General features: G+C 49.1%; 1 protein-coding gene. It reads right to left on the bottom strand.

The features are described from left to right. A partial coding sequence (locus FD01_RS00790) for a UPF0236 family transposase-like protein (protein WP_191981513.1) occupies positions 1-472 on the bottom strand: 472 nt, incomplete at its 3' end. Positions 473-548: the final 76 nt, after the last annotated feature.

Below are 548 nucleotides of genomic sequence, written 5' to 3'. Positions count from 1 at the left end.
CCTCGGCTTCACGTACCGTGTCTAGCTCTTGTCCAGCCTCGCGCACTAAGTTATCCACGGTCATCGCTGACATCGAGAATGGCGTTAGAAGATCAACGGCCTTCGCGGTTGTCCGCATCACAGTCAACGAGGCTAGTTCGGCGACCTTAGCCATGATCATTGGTGTGAAGCGTCGACCCGTAGCTAAGCCAACCTTTTCGTCAAACGGGTAAAAGAGCCGGCCACTGTCATCTTTCACCAAGCGCCGCTTAAACACGACATCACCGAACATGGCAGTGATGTGCCGCTGATCCTTGTGAATGATTCTGTAATCCTTATGACCAAGGCACAAATCATCATCAAGTTGCTCACAAGCCTGAGCTACGCCGGCACAGACCAACTGGCTGAGCTCGGTCATCATTTGACTTTCAGCACTGATAATGGAGTCATTGGACTTTAAAGCTTCAAGGACAATTGCTACAATTGAGGACATGGAAGATCGCTTCTCTCTGATTTTGTGTGGTAGCTCAATTAGAGGACAAGCGGTCTTCTTTTGTCAATTTATCCTT

Source organism: Lacticaseibacillus manihotivorans DSM 13343 = JCM 12514, from assembly GCF_001435035.1.
GTDB classification, from domain to species: Bacteria; Bacillota; Bacilli; order Lactobacillales; family Lactobacillaceae; genus Lacticaseibacillus; species Lacticaseibacillus manihotivorans.
The sequence above is the reverse complement of the archived record's forward strand: the minus strand, read 5'-3'. Positions and strand labels throughout refer to the sequence as shown.